Raw genomic sequence first — 17602 nt, forward strand, 5'->3', positions numbered from 1 at the left:
GTTTTACATACCTAGCCATACCAAGCAGCCATACTGAACATACTGTACATTATTTTCAGTATAGTCCAGCATATCATTGACTAGAGTCATGCTCCACAGTGCCCCAGAATCGGCGGTAGAAGTGCTGAGCCCTGGAGCTCGCAATATTGGCCAAGATAAGCAAACTAAGCTCAAGCTTTACAGTCGGCTTGGGCTACAGGAGTATTGAGTGGTGGACTGGCAACAGCAACAAATAGAGCTGCACTCCGCGGGCGCGAATGTCGCTTTTTCTTCCCCAGCCTGATGCTGGAATGGCTATGGGCCAACAACAGGGCTCTGCCCCCATCTGGGGCTTGCGTTAAAGACTAGGATAGGAGACTACGGCGGGGCTTGGCTTCGCTCCAGGCACATCCATCCAAAGCAATCCGCTCTACCTCCGAGGCCAGCCTCAATGCTTTCAGGGCCTGTTCCCCACCCACAGAAGGTTGGTTGCCCCCCCGCACGCAATTGATGAAGTGCTCCAGTTCGGCATACAGCTTGTCGATGTTGTCGGTGTGGACTTTCTCAATCAAACAATCCCGCTGGTAGGGCATTTGGCCGTAGTCGCTGGTGCTGCCGACGGATCCCTGGCGGTACACCGAGATCTCGTTGTGTAGAAAATCTGCTTCTACCAAGGCATTCTTGCAGTGGACGGCAATTTTGCGCACCTTGCGGTGGGTGACCTTGCTGGCAGTGAGGGTGGCGATGGCACCGTTGGCAAAAGTGAGAGTAGCCGTGACGTAGTCCAGGTAGCCCAGCTTGGAGATGCGGTTGCCGCTGGCGGTAATCTGAGTCACGGGAGATGGGATCAGCTCCAGCAACAGATCGATGTCGTGGATCATCAAGTCGAATACCACCGACACATCGCTGGCGCGGTCGGAATAGGGGCTGAGACGGTGAGCCTCGAAAGCCAGAGGTTCTTCACTTTGCAAGACTTGGCCCAGCTTTTGGAAAACAGGGCTGAAGCGCTCGATGTGCCCCACCTGCAAAATACAATTGCAATCGGCAGCTCGGTTCACCAGCGATTCTGCTTCGCTGATGCTGGCAGCGATGGGCTTTTCGATCAGCACATGTACCCCGGCCTCCAGGCAGGCCATACCCACCTCGTGGTGCAGAACCGTCGGCACGGCAATGGCCACGGCAGCTACATGGGGCAGCAGATCGCGGTAGTCCTCATAGAAATGAACGCGGTGGCGGCTGGCCACATCCAATCCCCGTTCCACGTTGATATCCGCTACCCCCACGACCCGCACATCCTTCATCAGGCTGAAAACGCGGGTGTGGTGCTGGCCCATGTTGCCTACCCCGATCACCCCAACCGGGACAGCTTGCTCTGAATAAGCCAGTGGACGGCGGGGAGAGTTGGCAGAACTCGGGCAAGATCGGGCCATGACGTTTCCACTACCTCCACCACAAGGGTTTCGCGAACCTCGCTCCATCTTTCGGTAACGGAGCGCCGCATTTCACGAAACAAACTTCACAAAGCTTACCATGCCTCCCTTAGATCCAGTTCAAGCCGGGGATGGGCGGCAGGTGCAGCGGGGGCTGTTGGCAGGATTGGGGGCTGAAACAGAACAGCGGCACCGGGCTAGAGCGAAACCACATGCGGGCGTAGAATCCGCTTGGACTGAGGGGCAGGCCAAGCCAAACGGGGAAAAAGAAGACAAAGGACGCCAAAACCAAGGCCACCGCCGTGATGCTCGCCCCGCGCCAAAAGCGGCGATAGCTCTGCCAGCCCAGCAGCACCAACCAAGCCAGGGCTAGGGTGCTAAACGCCAGGGCGCTCATGTAGTGGTAGATAAAAACGCAGCGGCTGACCCTAAACCAAGGCAGGTAATTGGCCGCATAGCCAATCAAAATGAAGGCTTCGAGACCGTGAAAGCGGCGGATCCCCCGCCAGACGAGCACCAAGATGGATCCCGTGCCCAGCCACCACAGCCAAGGATTGCCCAAGCCATGAACAGCTTGCCAGAGGTTGCCCTGACTGCCGAAGTAGTAGGCCACGGGGCGGCCCAGAATTGGCCAGGACCAAGCTCCTGCCGAGGCCAAGGGCGTAGTCAGCCAAGGACGCAAAGCCGGGAACCAAGCCACCAGGGATCGCAAGCTGGTGGAGCAGTAGGGGTGAACAGGGGTCTCTTCGTCCACCACCAGGTGGGCCGCCATGTGTCCGCCGTAGATGGATTGGTTGATGAGTACCAGGGATCGGAAATAATTCTGGATGCCCGTCCAGCTCCAATCCAGAGTTAGTCCCTGTTGGGGATTCAGCTGCAGGTGCGGGATCCACTGAATGGCATAAAAGGCCAGCGGAGCGAGGACGAAGCAGAACGCATAGTGCCACCAGCGCAGATGACGAATCTGGCTCAAAATGCCCAACCGTGGGATCCACTGCGGGCGCAGCCAGACCACCCCCCAGACGAGGATCCCCAACAGAGCAAACATGAAGGTAAACCAGAGGCCATTCCACTTCACCGAAGCTGCCGCCCCCAACAGGATCCCGGAGCAAGCAAAGTGAGCAGCCCGTCGCCAACCTTGGTTTTCTAGACCTCTGAGCAACAGAATGGTCGCTGCCAGCCCAAAGGCTACCAGATACACGTTGATCAGGCCAAAGCGGGATTCCACCAGAAACACCCCATCGGTCAGCAGCAAAACCCCGCTCAACAGAGCAAAGCCTACGTGGTAGGTGAGGCGGTAGGCTAAGCCGGTCAGCAACAGAGGGATCAGGGATCCGCAAAAAGCAGTGGCGAAGCGGAATCCCCACTCGTTGCGGCCAAACACCCGAATGCTGAGGGCAATGAAGTACTTGCCCAAGGGGGGATGCACATCGTAAAAAGGCTTGCCATCCAGGTAGTTCTGGGCAAACTCCGGGAAGTACACCTCATCGAACACAGGTGCCGGGAACTCGTCCAGCCGCCATAGGCGGAGCCCCAGGCCCACCAGAAAGATCCCCAGCGCTCCCCATACCAGCCACTGTCGGGATCCCACAGCACTGTGCGGGGATCCGAGGATGGGCCCAGACAGCAGCAAGCTGCCCTGAGACCGCTCGGGCCCGGAGTCAATGGGTGTTGGCTCTCCAGTCATGGATGGGGCACCTTCAACACATCCGGCCAGGATCCCCAGGGATCCCCAGTGTTACTTTAGCCGACCGTGAAAGTCTAAGCGATTCCAAAGCAAACCACTGCTAGACTGTAGAATTGAATACAAAGTTGGCCAACTTCTGGCCAGTACCCTGTCTGCGCTGGCGCTCCTGAGAGCGGGCGTTTGACGTTCGGTCATCTCAGTGGGGAGGAGACACCGTGGCGACTGGTGGATATGCGTTGGTGGACAGCCTGCACCGGCATGGGGTGCAACACATCTTTGGCTATCCGGGGGGAGCCATCCTCCCCATCTACGACGAGCTGTACAAAGCCGAGTCTCAGGGGCTGCTCAAACATTACCTGGTACGCCACGAACAAGCGGCTGCCCACGCCGCCGACGGATATGCTCGCGCCACTGGCAAGGTGGGGGTGTGTTTTGCTACCTCTGGCCCAGGGGCGACCAACCTGGTGACGGGCATCGCCAACGCCATGATGGACTCTGTACCCATGGTGGTCATCACTGGGCAGGTACCTCGCCATTTGATCGGCACCGACGGCTTCCAGGAGACGGACATCTTTGGCATCACCCTGCCCATTGTGAAGCACTCCTACGTGGTACGGGATCCGCGCCAAATGTCTCGGATCGTGGCAGAGGCTTTTCACATTGCCGGGACAGGGCGGCCCGGGCCGGTGCTGATCGACATCCCCAAAGATGTGGGCCTGGAAGAGTTTGACTATCAACCCGTCAGCGAGATCAACATCCCCGGCTACAAGCCCACCGTGCGAGGCAACCCACGGCAAATCCACACAGCGGCCAAGCTGATCCTGCAGGCCAAGCGGCCCTTGCTGTATGTGGGAGGTGGGGCGATCATCTCCGGTGCCCACGCGGAAATTGCCGAGCTGGCCCACACCTATCGGATCCCGGTGACCACCACCCTCATGGGCAAAGGGGCTTTCGATGAGAACGATCCCCTGTCGGTGGGGATGCTGGGCATGCACGGCACGGCCTATGCCAACTTCGCCGTCACCGAGTGCGACCTGCTCATTGCGGTGGGGGCCCGCTTTGACGATCGCGTGACCGGCAAGCTAGATGAATTTGCCAAGCACGCCAAAGTCATTCACATCGACATCGACCCAGCCGAGGTGGGCAAAAACCGTGCGCCCGATGTGCCGATTGTAGGGGATGTGCGCACTGTTCTGGTGGAGATGCTGGCTCAACTGAGCAAAATGCCTTCTACTCCAGGCCTAACTCAGGCCTGGCTGGATCGGATCGAGCGCTGGAAGCGGGACTATCCCCTGCAGGTGCCCAGCTACGAAGGCGTGATTGCCCCCCAACAGGTGATCGATGCCTTTCGTCGTCATGCTCCCCACGCCTACTACACCACCGATGTTGGCCAGCATCAGATGTGGGCGGCGCAGTTTCTGCGCAACGGGCCGCGCCAATGGATCTCCAGTTCTGGGCTGGGCACCATGGGCTACGGGTTCCCCGCGGCGATGGGAGTCAAGGTAGCCCTGCCTCACGAAGAAGTCATCTGCATCAGTGGCGATGCCAGCTTCCAGATGAACATGCAAGAGCTGGGCACAGTGGCTCAGTACGGCATTGCCACCAAAGTGGCCATCATCAACAACGGCTGGCAGGGCATGGTGCGGCAGTGGCAGCAGGCCTTCCACGGCGAGCGCTACTCCCACTCGGATATGTCTCCCGGAATGCCGGATTTTGTCAAGCTAGCCGAGGCTTTTGGGGTAAAAGGGATCCGCGTCGATCACCCCGATCAACTGGAAGATGCCATCCAGGAGATCCTCAAGCACGAGGGGCCGGTAGTGGCCGACTTTGTGGTCAAGCGGGATGAAAACTGCTACCCGATGGTGCCCGCCGGCAAAGCCAATTATCAGATGATCGGGCTGCCGGAGAAGCGGCAACTGGAGCAGGCAGCGGAGCTGATCTACTGCCCCAATTGCGGCACCAAAAACCCCACCCTGCACAAGTTTTGCGCCGAATGCGGCACCAAGCTCTAGAACCGACGGCCTGAACAAGCCAGATTAAAACGCTCCCTGAGCGCTCTGCGAGGCCAACACGAGCGACTCCTGCCCCTTTCCCAAAAGGAGAGGAAGGTTGGGATCAGCGCAACGAACGGAGGATCCCTCCTGCCCTGGGGTAGTTCGATCCCCTCAAGGAGGGTAGCCGGAAACTTCTGCCTCTGATGTCTCTAGCGGTCGGAAGCAGGCACCCTCCAGACCTGCCCAACCGGCTTAGAGGGGTCGGTAAACCCGGTAGTTGATATTGGGGAAGATGTTGTCCATGTATTCCACCTTGGCCAGCCACTGCTCCTCTTCAGGGGTGGCTTTTTCTCGCCGAAACTGGCCTTCTTTGATCTTTTCGTAGAGGTGATTGAAGCGCAGCAGATGGGACTTGGTGCGGCGCACTGCATAGGGAACCATCGTCCCTGTGCGCATGATAAAAGCCCAGTCAGACGATTGAGCCAGTAGCAATTCTCGCGCCGCCTGGTTCAAGGCCCGCCATTCTAGGTCATCGGCAGGCTCGCGACGGCTCAGCTCGATCATCCGCTCGGTGGCCTTGTGCAGGTGGGGGTAGATCCAGGCGTTGGTGGGGTTGAGCCAGTACTCGTGGAAGCCGCGCGCCCCCCAACTGGACTGGGCAGGTTTGCACACCTGCTGGGTGGGGTTCTCTTTCAGGTACTCCGCCAGGTGAGTCATGCGGTAGGTGTTTTGGTCGAAGTAGCTCTTGCGGATGAGAAAATCCAAAAACCAAGGGCCCTCGTACCACCAGTGGCCGAACAACTCCGCATCGTAGGGGGCCACCACCAGCGGCGGGCGGCCCATGACGCTGTACAAATATTCGATTTGCCGCTGGCGATTGAACATGAAGTTGCCCGCATGTTCTGCCGCTTTTTCCCGCGCCCAGTAGGGGTCGTAAAGCTGCTTTTGCCCCAAATCCAGATTGCGCCCGGTGATGCGGTGGTACTTGATGCCGGTGTTTTTCCGCTGGCCGTTGGGCATGATGTAGGGCTTGATGTACTCGTAGTCGGCCTCATACCCCAGGTCTTTGTAGAACTCGCGGTAAACCGGATCCCCGGGGTAGCCCACTTCCGCCGACCACACCTGCTGCGAGGATTCGTGATCCCGCCCGAAAACGGCGACGCCGGTCTCGGTAAAAATAGGGGCGTACATGCCGTAACGAGGCCGGGGCTTGGCGTAGAGAAGACCATGGGCGTCGGTGATCATGTAGCGCAGGCCGGCATCGGCAATCATCCGCTCCAGCCCTTGGTAGTAGGCGCATTCCGGCAGCCAGATCCCCCGCGGCCATTGGCCAAAGTGCTCGTTGTAGTGCTCACAAGCTACAATCAACTGCGCCCAGACTGCCTGCGGGTACATCTGCATCAAGGGCAGGTAGCCGTGGGTAGCCCCACAGGTGATGATCTCCAGGTTGCCGCTGTCTTGAAACTGCTTAAAAGCTCGCACCAGATCCCGGTCGTAGCGCTCCCAGAGATCCCGCACCATGGCAAACTGCTTGATGTAGTGCTCGGCCAGGTAGCGAATGTGGCCGTTGGTGGTGTTTTTGTCGTACTCCAGTTGGGCCAGTTCTTCTAACTTGGTCAAGTAGTGGTCGTAGCGCTCCTGCAGCAAGGGATCCCGCAGCATCGACACCAAGGGCGGCGTCAGGGACATGGTGAAACGAAAGTCGATGCCATCTCGCTGTAGCCCCTCGAACATGTGCAGCAGCGGCACATAGGTCTCCGTGATGGCTTCGTAGAGCCATTCTTCCTCCAGCACAAAGTCTTGCTCAGGGTGGCGCACAAAGGGCAGGTGCGCGTGGAGTACCAAGGCGAGATAACCCATAGCGGCCAGGGATCCTTAGGTGGGAAAAAATAACGGGGCGAGCCCACCTTCTTCAGCAGCAAATCTGTAGAGAAGGTTAAGCCCCCAATTGCTACCTATCGTCCAGCATTTCATCCGCGGGGTCAAGGGCTGAGATCGCTGGGGATCGCTGTCAGACTCAGCGGTGACGGATGAAGTCGTAGATCTCCAGGTACTCCTTGCCAGGATAGTTCCAGGAGTAGTCGTAGCTCATGCCTTGGATCTGCAGTCGGCGGAACTGGTCGGGAGCGGTGTACCAAAGGTCGATGGCCCGATCCAGAGCCGACTCCAAAGCAGCTGGATCTGTGTGATAAAAGACGTAGCCGTTGCGTTGCTCGGGCAATTTGTGGGGATCGTAGTCGCGGTCGAAGACGGTATCCACCAGGCCGCCCACTCCTCTCACCACCGGAACCGTGCCATATTTCAAGCCAATCATCTGAGTGAGTCCACAGGGTTCGTAGTGGCTGGGCACTACGATGATGTCTGCCCCCGCATAGATAAGGTGGGAAAGTTCTTCGTTAAAGCCCAACTCAATGTGAACATCGGGGTTGTTGTTGAGGTAGCTTTTCTCGTGGGCAAACCAAGCGCCGATCCCTAGCTCCGTAGCGGATCCCAGCAGAACAAATTGGGCATTTTTGAACAGGGAGCGGTAGATGGCATGATGCACCAAATGCACGCCCTTTTGCTCGTCCAATCGCCCGATATAGGCCACGATAGGCTTGTCAACATCCTGCAGTAGCAGCCGATCCCGCAGAGCTTTTTTGTTTTTAGCTTTATTTTCCAGCGTTTGAGCAGTGTAGCGCACGGGAATAAAGCGGTCGATCTCCGGGTTCCAGATGTCGTAATCGATGCCGTTCAAAACGCCGCGAAACTTATGCCGGTGCAGGTAGAGGGTATGGCCCAGTCCATAGCCGTAGTCGCCAAATTGCACCTCCAGCGCGTGATTGGGAGAGACCGTAGTGACAAAGTTGGAAAAAACAATTCCCCCCTTCATAAAGTTGAGAGAAAAGGGGTTGAAGTTATCGCGCAAACGGTCGTAGTGGAAGTAGTAGGGTTCGCGGTTGAGGCCGGTAGCCCAAAGAATCTCTGGGCCGCCAAAGCCTTGGTGTTTGAAGTTGTGAATGGTGTAGCACACCCGCTGGTTTCCCATGCCGTGGTACTTGTAGATCTCAAACAGCAGCACCGGTACCAACCCTGTCTGCCAGTCGTGGCAATGGATGATGTCGGGGCGCTTGTTGCTTTGTAGGAGAAACTCTAGAGCCGCCTTGCTGAAAAAAGCAAAACGCATGTTGTCATCCGGGCAGCCGTAATAACACCCGCGATTGAAGAAGTTATCGCCCGAGTGGGGCTCAATAAAAAAGCAAAGGCGGCCATGCACCCAGCCGCAGTACACCGAGCAGTGAATGGCTCCCCCGTACCAGGGCACCCAGAGATCGCGATAGGCGTCGTGCAAACCCCAGATCTGGTCGTAGCGCATCGTGTCGTACTTGGGCAAAACCAGCTCGACACAGTGGCCCCGCACCTCCAGCTCGCGGCTGAGGCCGTACACCACATCCCCCAGTCCCCCCGCCTTGATAACCGGGGCGCATTCAGACGCAATCTGCACGATGTACATTTCGAGACCTCCCGTAGCACCGCCTTAGCTTTCTTTACAAACGATAATCTTTTTGGCCTCGACAGAACATCCCTCCCAATGGCAAGGGATCCCTGCACTGGGGAACAACCTCTGGGCCGACCGGGTTCGAGCCCCAGCTGCGCCGTTTGCCGGGGAACCTGATCTACGGGAGCAGCCCTCTGGGCAATTATGGGCATTTCGATTCAAACTAGAAACGTTGAATGCACGGGGCCAGAAGGCTTTTCAAGGACTCCGTCCCGCTGGCGCGATCAGTAGCCCAGGCCTCTCACCCTAACCTGAAACGCGACTATGAACGGCTGATCCCGCTGGGGCGGTACCGTTCTTCGAGCCAAGTGCGCAGCTCATCTTCCGGGAAGGCGGCAGCCAAGGTGCCCGTTCTGGGATCGTGGGCATGCCAAAGAACATGGCCGGATGGATCCTGGCTTTACGGTAACTGCAGCCGGCTGCACCTCCCCTCGTCTCTTGCGAGCAGGCTTACTCTCTCCGGCTAGGGGTAGCCAGGGATCCTTCAAGGTCACGCGAACTCAATACCACTGCTGAGCGTAAAGGCGCTGCACCAAATAAAACACGAATAGGTTGACATCCACGCGCCGCTCGTCGATCATAAAAGACTCGATGGTGCTGGCCGGGGATCCTTCGGTGGTACAGCGGAAGAACTTGCGGCCATTCAAGGATCCCTCAGCAAACAGCACGCTAAATTGCTTCTTGCCTCCTGCAAACGCGCCGACCAGCGTCTTGCCTTCCAGGCGCAGCTCCAGATCGCTGACTCCGCGCTTTTGAAAAGCCGCAATGGCTGCCGGGATCACCTCTTCCGTGATCTGTTGCTCGAAGGGCTTTTCTTCCTTAGCAACTTTTTTCACAGCGGCTTTGGGGGAATCCTCAGCAGCAGGCTTGGCAGCTTCAGCGGGTTTCTCGGCAGCAGCGGCCTCGGGGGTGGGTTCTCCAGACATGGGGAAACGCTCCGACAATCAGATGGGTAAAAGCCTTAGATGCAGAACAATCAAAAACTCTGTCCAGAACCGGCAAAGAGCTAGCCCTTGGGTATGTATTGGCCGACAATTTCTTCAGCAGGGATCTGGGGAAAGCCCATGCTGAAGTTGGGGGCACGCCCTTGCAGGTTGTAGGCGATCTCCCCTTGCTTGAGCAGGGAGCGGATGAAATGTTCCAGGTCAGACCCAATGCGGCGGATATTGTACTCGGTCAAGTCTCGCCCCCGGTATTCTTCCACCAACTCTTCGAAACGGGCATAGACCTTTTGCAGGGCAGCATCAGTCCAGACCAGCTCGTTGTCCGGATCCACATCGAGGGTAAACAGGTCGTCGCGGGGCACGAAGTTGTTGTCGGCAGTAACTTCACCGGCAAAGATATGGACGTGACGAGTGGTGCATTTCAGCATTGCAATGGCTCCGCTCCGGATCTAACCTGATAAACAGCGTATCATTACCTAGCGCTTGTGGGGGATCCGCTATTTGCCCTCGACTTGTTCCGGCCCTCTCTATGTCTGCTGTTATTCCCCAACTGGAACGCCTGCACATAGAGGTGACCAACGTTTGCAACTTTAAGTGCGAGTTTTGTCCAGATGGGATCATGCAACGGCGGCGGGGGCACATGGAGCCCGCTCTGCTGGAGCAGATTTTGGAGGAAGTAGCGGCAACAGGGCTGGCCCGCGTGATGGCTTTTCACCTGATGGGGGAGCCGCTGCTCTACCCATACCTTTTCGAGGGTATTCGCAGGGCCGCTGAGCTTGGCCTTCGCCTGCACCTGACCAGCAACGGCAGCACCTTTGCCCTCTGGCCGGAGCACATTGAAAAGCTGAACCGCAGCCCCTTTGCTAAGCTAACCATTGCCCTGCAAACTCCCGATCCAGTCACCTTCAGCATTCGCGGAGCACCTCCCCGCCTCACGCCGGAGCGCTACTTTGCTGGGATTACCCAATTTCTGCAGGTGCACTTGCGCTCCTCCAGCCCTACGCAGGTGCATCTCAAATTCCTGGATACTAGCCCCCACCCGTTTTTGGTGCCGCATAAGGCTCTTTCGGTGATCGATTCTGCACAGCAGATGCGCGCTCAGCTCTCGGCTTGGGCCAGACGAGCTTTGCAAGGGATCCCGGATGCACCGGCTCTCGATTGGGTAGAAGCCCAGATTGCTACTTACCGACCGGGCCGCTGGCAGCAGATCCGCATCCATCCCCGCTTGGTTTTGGAAACGTTTCCCTTGGACAGTTGGGGCAACGTGGAGACAGACCGGGTAATCCCAGCTCGCTGGGGATACTGCAATGGCGCTTCCGGTCAGGCGGGGATCCTCTACGACGGCACGGTGGTGCCCTGTTGCAAGGACTATGAAGGGCAAATCCCGCTGGGGCAAGTGACGCTGGGGGGATCCCTGGCCGAGATTTTGCGGGGCCAACCGGCCTGTGCGCTGCGGCGGGGGTTCAATCGTCTGCAGGTGAACCATCCCGTTTGCCAGCGCTGTATGGGTGGAGACACTTGCATCAAAGCCTTGGCCAGACAAGTGGGTTCCGTTGTCTACTTCAAGGTGTATCGGCCTTGGAAACAGAGGCTGGATCCCGGTTGGGGACAAGTGTAGACAGTTTCGGGAAAAGTCAACGCCCCACAGCAGCGGTTCCCCTGCCCATAGCAACAACGTGACTTTCTTCTAAGGGGCTCAAGCCTTGGGAGGGAGTTCCAAGGCCAGCGGCCCCAGCAAGCCCTTGCGGTAGTCGTTGAGAACTTGCCGTGCCGCCCGCTGGGGATCCCCTTGATACCGCCGCTCGGCCAACTCCTGCACTGCGGCACCACCGGGAGGGATCGGATCCGGCCAACCATAGCGCTTTTGCAAGAGAGATCCGGCTTGGGGCTGCACCCTCAGCACTTGATCCAAAAAGTGGGCCGCCACCCGTTCGGGATCGTAGGCCGCTTCGCCGATGTCATCGCAGATGGCCAATAGAGAGGCCGCCTGTTGATCCGGCAGAGAGGGCGGTAGGATGCCCGGCGAGTCCAACAGATCCAACTCTCCCCCCAGCCGCACCCACCGCAGTTGCCGCGTCACTCCAGGACGTGCTGCGCTCTCGGCTGCCCGCCGCCCCAAAAGCCGATTCAGCAGAGCAGATTTGCCCACATTGGGAAAGCCCACCACCACCGCCCGAACGGCCCGCGGTCGCATGCCCCGCTGTTGACGCCGCGTGTTGACCGATTGCCCCAAGTGCAAGACCGCCTGCTTGAGGCGATTCACCCCTTCTCCTGAGCGGCCATTGGTGGGATAGACAGGGATCCCTTGCCGTAAAAAATACTCCTGCCAAGCTTTCAGATCCCTGGCCTCAATGCAGTCCACCCTGTTCAGAGCCAAAAGACGAGGTTTTTCCCCCAGCCACCGGCCCAGCTCAGGATGACGACTGGCCAACGGGATCCGCGCATCCAACACCTCGATGACTGCATCCACCCGCTGCAACTCTTCCCGCAACTGGCCAATTGCCTTGGCAATATGGCCGGGATACCACTGGATGGCCGGAGAACTCATGCCGCCAGAACCCTAGAAGTGGACAGCAGAAATCAACAGTGGGATCCAATCTAGCCCGATTCCCCAAAAGAGGCTCGACCTGCCGGCTGAAGTAGCCAATAATACAACGTGAGTGCCGCTGGGATCTTTATTTCATGGACAAGCTAATGTTAAGGCGTGTAACAGAGGGAAGGTTATGGTCAAGCGCGTGCGGTTGGATCCCATTGCCCAAGTGTCTGAAATCGCCACCAACAGCAATTTGCTCTCGGTACTGTTGCAGGAAGAGCTGAATGTGTTGAAAGAGTGCGGCGGGCGCGGCCTCTGTGCCACCTGCCATGTGTACGTTAAGGAAGGGATGGAGTCTTTGTCTCCGGTGAGCAAGCGGGAGCAGCGCACCCTGGAGGTGATCACCACCTGCAAGCCCAACTCCCGCCTGGCCTGCCAAGCGCGCGTGCTGGGGGAAGGGGTGGTGGTGGAATTGCCTGCCGGGATGTACATCAATGCTTTTCAGGATATCGAGGCGTTGATCGGTCGGCGGGCCGAACAGCCGCTTTTGCACCCTGTAACCGGCGCCATTTTGGTGCAGGAGGGTAAGCTGATCACCCGCTCGGTGCTGGAATCGGTGAAAGGGCTGGATCTGGATATCCAAGAAGCGTTGGCTCGGAGCAGCCAGGAGTTTTGAAATTGTGATCGCGACAGCGGGCCGGAGTCCTTTCCCATCCTTTAGGCCAGTTTGAGCCACTTGGCCACCCCATCTATACAGAGAGCATTCTTGGGCCTTGGGCACTCCATCATGACAAGGCATTTTCCTTCCTAATGATGAGCTGATGATGAGATGAGTACCCCTATGCCCCCTGTGTTTCTTGGGATCGATCTGGGCACTTCTGGGATGCGGGTGGTGGCCCTCTCAGAACAAGGAGAGGTGGTGGCCAAAAGCGAGCGCCGGTGGGATCCCCCAGAGACCAATCCAGGCCGCTGGTTGCGAACCCTGAAAGCCCTTCTGGGACAACTAACCGCGCAACTGGGGGATCGGTATTCCATTGCCGCTCTGAGTGCGTGCAGCACTTCCGGCACCATTCTGCCGGTGGATGGTCGGGGCATGCCGTTGGAACAGGCGTGGCTGTATTCCGACCCGCGGGGCCAGGCTCAGGCCAAGCAATTGGGGATCCCTGCCAGTTGGGGCCTCAGCCGTTGGCTGTGGTGGGCGGAAGCCCATCCTGATCAGTATCGAGACAGCTACCTGGCCCATCCGGCGGACTTTTTGCTGAGCCAACTGGGGGGGCGCAGGCAGGTGACCGATCACACCCACGCCCTCAAAAGTGGCTTTGACCTGGAGACCTACACCTGGCCTCAGGAGTGGTTGGCGCGGCAGGGCCTTGATCCTAAGCATTTCCCCGAGGTGGTGTCGCCGGGAACGGTTTTGGGAACGGTGCGAGCAGACTGGGGATTGGGGCCGGAAGTGCTGATCGCGGCAGGGATCACGGATGGCTGTGCCGGGCAATTGGCAGCAGGGGCCACCCGCTTAGGTCAGGTTTCCACCAGCTTGGGCACAACCCTCATTTTCAAGGCCAACAGTCCGGATCCCATACAAACCCCAAGCATCTATTCCCATTTGCACCCGGACTGTCCTCCACACCACTGTCGCGAACGAACGGTTTGGTGGCCGGGAGCGGCTTCCTTTTGTGGAGGCGGAGTTTTGCCCCATTACTTCCCTGGCGGCAACTTGCAAGTGCTGGATCAGCAAGCCCAGGCTTATCTGCCCACTGGGCTGGTCAGCTATCCCCTTTGTCAGCCGGGAGAACGTTTTCCCATTGTCGATCCCCGGTTTGCCGGGTTCTTGCCGGAGGCAGAAGAGGGATCCCCCCGTTTTTATGCTGCGTTGTTAGAGGGGGTAGCCATGGTCGAGCGGCTGGGGCTGGAAACGTTGGCGGCTCAAGGGATCCCGGTGTCAGAACAGAGTCCGATGTTCACCACCGGCGGAGGCAGCAAAAGCCCTCTTTGGTTGCGCCTGCGCGCCAGTATCCTTGCCCGTCCCTTGGCCGTGGTGAAACACCCAGAGCCGGCTGTGGGGGCAGCCATCTTGGCTGCTTCTGCCTATTGGTGCTGCTCTGTCCAACAGGCTGCCGATCGATTGGTGCAGGTGGAACGCTATGTTCAACCAGATCCAGAATGGGCGAAGTCTTACGCAGAGATCTACTCAGCCTTTCACAGCCGCCTGAGCAACCTGCTTTGACATGCTCCCTGCCCCACCAGCTTGCTTCCCCGTAGCGCTGGGGTTCTTGCTACGGTCATTTCAACAGTCATTTCGATCCAAACTAGGACACTACGCCCACCTAAAACATGGGCTGCGTCGTCGCATCGTCGCATCAGCGTTGCGGAGCAATCATGCACGAGGTCAGGAAGCTTTTCTCCGTAGCTCGGGCGTCTCACCCTAAGCTGAAAGACTATAGATCAAGGCACTTCTCAACTGCTCCGCGGTGCCGTCCAAACGCTTCACGCCGCTTCCGCGACCATCCCTAGGAAAGGGAGAGAGGAGCCAGGAAGCCATGCAGCGGAACAGTCTCATTCCTCCTTGAATGACTGTAGGTTTTTCCCTCTGAGACAGCGATGATGATCTCCCCAGTTGTTCGGGCTGCACTCTGCTCTTGCAAACGACTGATATTCATAGTTCATAGGGGATGTTGCATCAGCCAGAAGCCGGCGAAGGACTGGGCCTTGAAATCGGTTTGAATGGCGAGAAAGTGGATCCCTTGGGCCTGCTGCTGGCGCTGGGCAAAGACTTCTGCCTCTGTTCGCAGTTTTTCATCTCTCAGTTGCGCAAATAGGTAGCAATCGTTGAGGCCTGCCTCGAACAGGAGCCGTCCGTCTGCCACACTCAAGTAAGCGGGCTCCATACCGCTCATCCAGGCCGCCATCGGTAAAGCCCGCTGGGAGGCGATCACCAAGCCGGGAATGAGGGTGCTCCGTACCGCTGGCGCGAATGGGTCGGGCGTCAAAGTGTCCCAGGCAACCGGAAAAAGCTCGCCAAATTCCATTGGCCAAGCGTCGGCTTCCCGCAGATCCTCAGCTCGCAAGGTCACGAAAGCCCAGCGTTCTCCCTGCAACTTGTCCGGCAGACGGATAGGATCCGGCGGATCCGGATCCACAGGAGGTTCGGGGCTGTAGGTAAACTGAGTCTCTTGAGGGTAAACCTGCTCTGCCCGTTCTCGCATCCAAGCTTTGAGGGTGTAAACGCGACGACTGGGCAGCATCGGGATCCCAACCGCATCGCAGGCCCGTTGCAGGATGGAACTCATGCGGGCTCGAAACACACGAATGGCCGAGGGAGGCTGGGGAGCCGCTTCGAGGTAGCTCCGCAACTGTCGTGCCACCCAGGTGCTATTCACCTCTTGGTTACTGCAATACTGCGCTTGGCGAAACCGGCCGGTGGGATCGCATACCAACAGCTCCCAAACCCGTCGGTTCTGCTCATCCCGCAGGGGGACGGCGTTGAAATCCATCTGCCAGATAGGGCCGCGCGCAGGGCCAGAACGCAGGGGTTGAGTGGCCAAAGGTTCCTCCTGTTTGCACTACATGCCACTTGAGCGGGCCGGGGATCGTTCGCGCGAGCGGTGGGAAGCACTGTCCCCGACCAAGGCCAACTCCCGCTCCCCGAAAATGGCGGAAGCGTTGCGGTAGTACTTAAACTCCAGCAGGTTATGGAAGGGATCCTGCAAAAAGAAGGTGCCATGCTCCAAGGGGGTGCCAACAAAGCGCCAGCGCGGCTCTTGATAAAAGGGCAAGGCCCGCGCCAAGGCACGGTCGGCCAGCGCCTGCCAATCCCCTTGGGTAGGGAAGATCAGGCCAAAATGACGAGGGTAGATGCCCCGCTGGGGCGTCAGCTCTTCGTGGGTGAGGTGGGCCACCAGTTGATGGCCGTACAGGTTAAAAATAACGGCAGCAGAGGTTTCTCGACCGATCTCACAGCCCAAGCCATCGCCGTAGTAGGCCTTGGCCAAGGCAATATCGGCAACTGGAAAGGCCAGATGAAAGCGGATGGGTTCCATAACGTCGCTCCTAAAAAGCCACCAAAACTGCCCCACCAGCCAACATCAGAGCCAGCACCCCGAGCTGTGGGGCTTTTCCCCGGCTAATGGGATCCCCGCTCTTTTCAAGGTAGGCGATCTTAGAGCTGCTGCAAGGTGGGATCCCTTCTCAAGCCCGAGATAGACTATACGCCTTTGCGCAGGAGTGCTAACTGCTCGGATGCTATAACACTAGCTAGTGTGTTACCCCCGTGGCCGAGTCTGCAACAGACAACTCGGTGTGTTGAGAGCGTTGAAGACGCAAGAGGGCGATCTTGGCCATGACCAGCATCTGGATTGAGCAGCGCCGCCGCGAGGATGAATCTCGCAACTTTTTTTGGATGGTGGCGCTGTCGCTGCTGCTGCACGTGCTGGTGCTGCTGGGATTGCTCCACTTGGGGCGGCTTTGGCTCACTCGCGAGCCAGAACAAGAAGCCATTGAGTTTATCCTTCTGGATCCAGAAGATCTGCAGCCCCCAGAGGAAGCGGAGCTGGTTTCAGAAGTTGATTCCCGCGATGGGGGTGAGCGGGTAGAAGCTCCTCCTTCTCAAGGCAGTCCACCCCAATCCCAGGCCGCCCCTCCCCAGGAGGCCCCTGCTCCTCCTCCGCCAAGACCCCAACCACCGCCACCGCCTGCCCCTGTTCCACCACCACCTGCCCCGGCTGCAGCTGCTCTGGCAACCCCAACTCCAACCCCTCCACCCACGCCTACCCCAACCCCCGCTCCCCCTCAGCCCACCGCGACCCCGACTGCGGCACCGCCACCTTCCACGCCTGCCCCCAGACCTACTCCGACCCAAACTCCACCGCCCGTGGCGGCTGCTCCCTCCCCAAGGCCCACTCCCCCGCCAACTGCGGAGCCCTTGCCCATACAGCCAAGCGAGCGGGTTTCGGATCCCAGCCAATTGGCTCCCGTTCCGCCCGCTCCGCAACCGGTGACAGAGGTTCTTCCCGCCCAGCGGCCCTCTGACTCTTCCCAGTTGGGGCCTCCGGTCAGTGCCTCTGCTCCCAGCAATGGAGCCGGGATCCAGGGCAGTGGAGCTAGTGGATTGGCCAACCCCACCCAATCCGCTCCCAATCCCCCCAGTGTGGCAGCGCGGGCCGATGTGGATTGGGGCCCCTGGCTGGCCGCTTTGCAGCGGAAAGTGGAGCAAAATTGGATCCCTGGGCAGACCGGTACCTCGCGCCGCACAGTGGTGATCTTTACAGTGGGTCGAGCTGGCGATCTGCAGAGCATTCGCCTGGGGCGCACGTCTGGCAGCCAACAAACAGACGATGCAGCGCTGACGGCTATCCAGAGGGCAGCCCCCTTCCTGCCCCTGCCTGAGGCTTATGAGGGCAACTCGGTGACGATTAATTTCACCTTTGATATCAACGTGCTGGGCCAGTTGACTGTAGGGGGATCCGCCAACTGAGGAGGGGATCCCTGCGAAACCCAA

The 17602-nt window shown here is 58.6% G+C and carries 13 protein-coding genes and 1 pseudogene; 5 read left to right on the plus strand and 9 right to left on the minus strand.

What is annotated here, in order from left to right; translation table 11 throughout:
- Positions 1-344: 344 nt before the first annotated feature.
- A complete protein-coding gene (locus ACVWVQ_RS05260) occupies positions 345-1409 on the minus strand; it encodes a Gfo/Idh/MocA family oxidoreductase (RefSeq protein ID WP_457507274.1) in 1065 nt (354 codons plus the stop codon).
- Between the two features lie 109 nt (positions 1410-1518).
- A complete protein-coding gene (locus tag ACVWVQ_RS05265; protein ID WP_457507276.1) occupies positions 1519-3096 on the minus strand; it encodes a phospholipid carrier-dependent glycosyltransferase in 1578 nt (525 codons plus the stop codon).
- A gap of 212 nt (positions 3097-3308) precedes the next feature.
- Between ACVWVQ_RS05265 and ilvB the strand changes: the two are divergent.
- A pseudogene (gene ilvB, locus ACVWVQ_RS05270) lies at positions 3309-5108 on the plus strand (biosynthetic-type acetolactate synthase large subunit); the annotation flags it as partial.
- Between the two features lie 234 nt (positions 5109-5342).
- On the opposite strand, the gene ACVWVQ_RS05275 reads toward ilvB, so the two are convergent.
- The 4 genes from ACVWVQ_RS05275 to ACVWVQ_RS05290 all read right to left on the minus strand — a co-directional run bounded on the left by ACVWVQ_RS05275 (position 5343) and on the right by ACVWVQ_RS05290 (position 10000).
- A complete protein-coding gene (locus tag ACVWVQ_RS05275; protein ID WP_457507278.1) occupies positions 5343-6950 on the minus strand; it encodes a glycoside hydrolase family 57 protein in 1608 nt (535 codons plus the stop codon).
- A 157-nt stretch (positions 6951-7107) separates the two neighbouring features.
- Positions 7108-8583: a glycogen synthase GlgA gene (gene glgA / locus ACVWVQ_RS05280; RefSeq protein ID WP_457507279.1), complete on the minus strand. Its 1476-nt coding sequence runs from the start codon at positions 8581-8583 to the stop codon at positions 7108-7110.
- 545 nt (positions 8584-9128) lie between these two features.
- On the minus strand, positions 9129-9554 hold the full coding sequence (locus ACVWVQ_RS05285) for a DUF2996 domain-containing protein (protein ID WP_457507281.1): 426 nt from the start codon (positions 9552-9554) through the stop codon (positions 9129-9131).
- Positions 9555-9634: 80 nt separating this feature from the next.
- A complete protein-coding gene (locus ACVWVQ_RS05290) occupies positions 9635-10000 on the minus strand; it encodes an NAD(P)H-quinone oxidoreductase subunit M (RefSeq protein ID WP_011432289.1) in 366 nt (121 codons plus the stop codon).
- Positions 10001-10101: 101 nt separating this feature from the next.
- On the opposite strand from ACVWVQ_RS05290, the gene ACVWVQ_RS05295 reads away from it, so the two are divergent.
- The gene (locus tag ACVWVQ_RS05295) at positions 10102-11190 is read left to right on the plus strand and encodes a radical SAM/SPASM domain-containing protein (protein WP_457507283.1); all 1089 of its coding nucleotides are present in this window, start codon (positions 10102-10104) and stop codon (positions 11188-11190) included.
- A gap of 78 nt (positions 11191-11268) precedes the next feature.
- Here the strand turns inward: ACVWVQ_RS05295 and ylqF are convergent, their stop codons facing one another.
- On the minus strand, positions 11269-12120 hold the full coding sequence (gene ylqF / locus ACVWVQ_RS05300) for a ribosome biogenesis GTPase YlqF (protein WP_457507285.1): 852 nt from the start codon (positions 12118-12120) through the stop codon (positions 11269-11271).
- A gap of 175 nt (positions 12121-12295) precedes the next feature.
- Here ylqF and ACVWVQ_RS05305 point away from each other — a divergent pair, with 175 nt between their 5' ends.
- Both ACVWVQ_RS05305 and ACVWVQ_RS05310 read left to right on the plus strand, forming a co-directional pair.
- A complete protein-coding gene (locus tag ACVWVQ_RS05305) occupies positions 12296-12781 on the plus strand; it encodes a 2Fe-2S iron-sulfur cluster-binding protein (RefSeq protein WP_457507287.1) in 486 nt (161 codons plus the stop codon).
- Positions 12782-12946: 165 nt separating this feature from the next.
- On the plus strand, positions 12947-14332 hold the full coding sequence (locus ACVWVQ_RS05310; protein ID WP_457507289.1) for an FGGY-family carbohydrate kinase: 1386 nt from the start codon (positions 12947-12949) through the stop codon (positions 14330-14332).
- Positions 14333-14768: 436 nt separating this feature from the next.
- Here the strand turns inward: ACVWVQ_RS05310 and ACVWVQ_RS05315 are convergent, their stop codons facing one another.
- Both ACVWVQ_RS05315 and ACVWVQ_RS05320 read right to left on the minus strand, forming a co-directional pair.
- Positions 14769-15650, minus strand: a complete 882-nt coding sequence (locus tag ACVWVQ_RS05315) for a Tab2 family RNA-binding protein (RefSeq protein WP_457507291.1) — start codon at positions 15648-15650, stop codon at positions 14769-14771.
- A gap of 18 nt (positions 15651-15668) precedes the next feature.
- The gene (locus tag ACVWVQ_RS05320; RefSeq protein WP_414382198.1) at positions 15669-16145 is read right to left on the minus strand and encodes a VOC family protein; all 477 of its coding nucleotides are present in this window, start codon (positions 16143-16145) and stop codon (positions 15669-15671) included.
- Between the two features lie 299 nt (positions 16146-16444).
- Between ACVWVQ_RS05320 and ACVWVQ_RS05325 the strand changes: the two genes are divergently transcribed.
- Positions 16445-17578, plus strand: a complete 1134-nt coding sequence (locus ACVWVQ_RS05325; RefSeq protein WP_457507293.1) for an energy transducer TonB — start codon at positions 16445-16447, stop codon at positions 17576-17578.
- Positions 17579-17602: the final 24 nt, after the last annotated feature.

The sequence above is a fragment of the Thermostichus sp. MS-CIW-36 genome, assembly GCF_054059035.1.

Coding starts and splice junctions, on each gene's coding strand:
- ACVWVQ_RS05305 (WP_457507287.1), top strand. CDS start 12,296: ATGGTCAAGCGCGTGCGGTTGGATCCCATTGCCCAAGTGTCTGAAATC.
- ylqF (WP_457507285.1), bottom strand. CDS start 12,120: ATGAGTTCTCCGGCCATCCAGTGGTATCCCGGCCATATTGCCAAGGCA.
- glgA (WP_457507279.1), bottom strand. CDS start 8,583: ATGTACATCGTGCAGATTGCGTCTGAATGCGCCCCGGTTATCAAGGCG.
- ACVWVQ_RS05290 (WP_011432289.1), bottom strand. CDS start 10,000: ATGCTGAAATGCACCACTCGTCACGTCCATATCTTTGCCGGTGAAGTT.
- ACVWVQ_RS05265 (WP_457507276.1), bottom strand. CDS start 3,096: ATGACTGGAGAGCCAACACCCATTGACTCCGGGCCCGAGCGGTCTCAG.
- ACVWVQ_RS05295 (WP_457507283.1), top strand. CDS start 10,102: ATGTCTGCTGTTATTCCCCAACTGGAACGCCTGCACATAGAGGTGACC.
- ACVWVQ_RS05310 (WP_457507289.1), top strand. CDS start 12,947: ATGCCCCCTGTGTTTCTTGGGATCGATCTGGGCACTTCTGGGATGCGG.
- ACVWVQ_RS05260 (WP_457507274.1), bottom strand. CDS start 1,409: ATGGCCCGATCTTGCCCGAGTTCTGCCAACTCTCCCCGCCGTCCACTG.
- ACVWVQ_RS05285 (WP_457507281.1), bottom strand. CDS start 9,554: ATGTCTGGAGAACCCACCCCCGAGGCCGCTGCTGCCGAGAAACCCGCT.
- ACVWVQ_RS05325 (WP_457507293.1), top strand. CDS start 16,445: ATGACCAGCATCTGGATTGAGCAGCGCCGCCGCGAGGATGAATCTCGC.
- ACVWVQ_RS05320 (WP_414382198.1), bottom strand. CDS start 16,145: ATGGAACCCATCCGCTTTCATCTGGCCTTTCCAGTTGCCGATATTGCC.
- ACVWVQ_RS05275 (WP_457507278.1), bottom strand. CDS start 6,950: ATGGGTTATCTCGCCTTGGTACTCCACGCGCACCTGCCCTTTGTGCGC.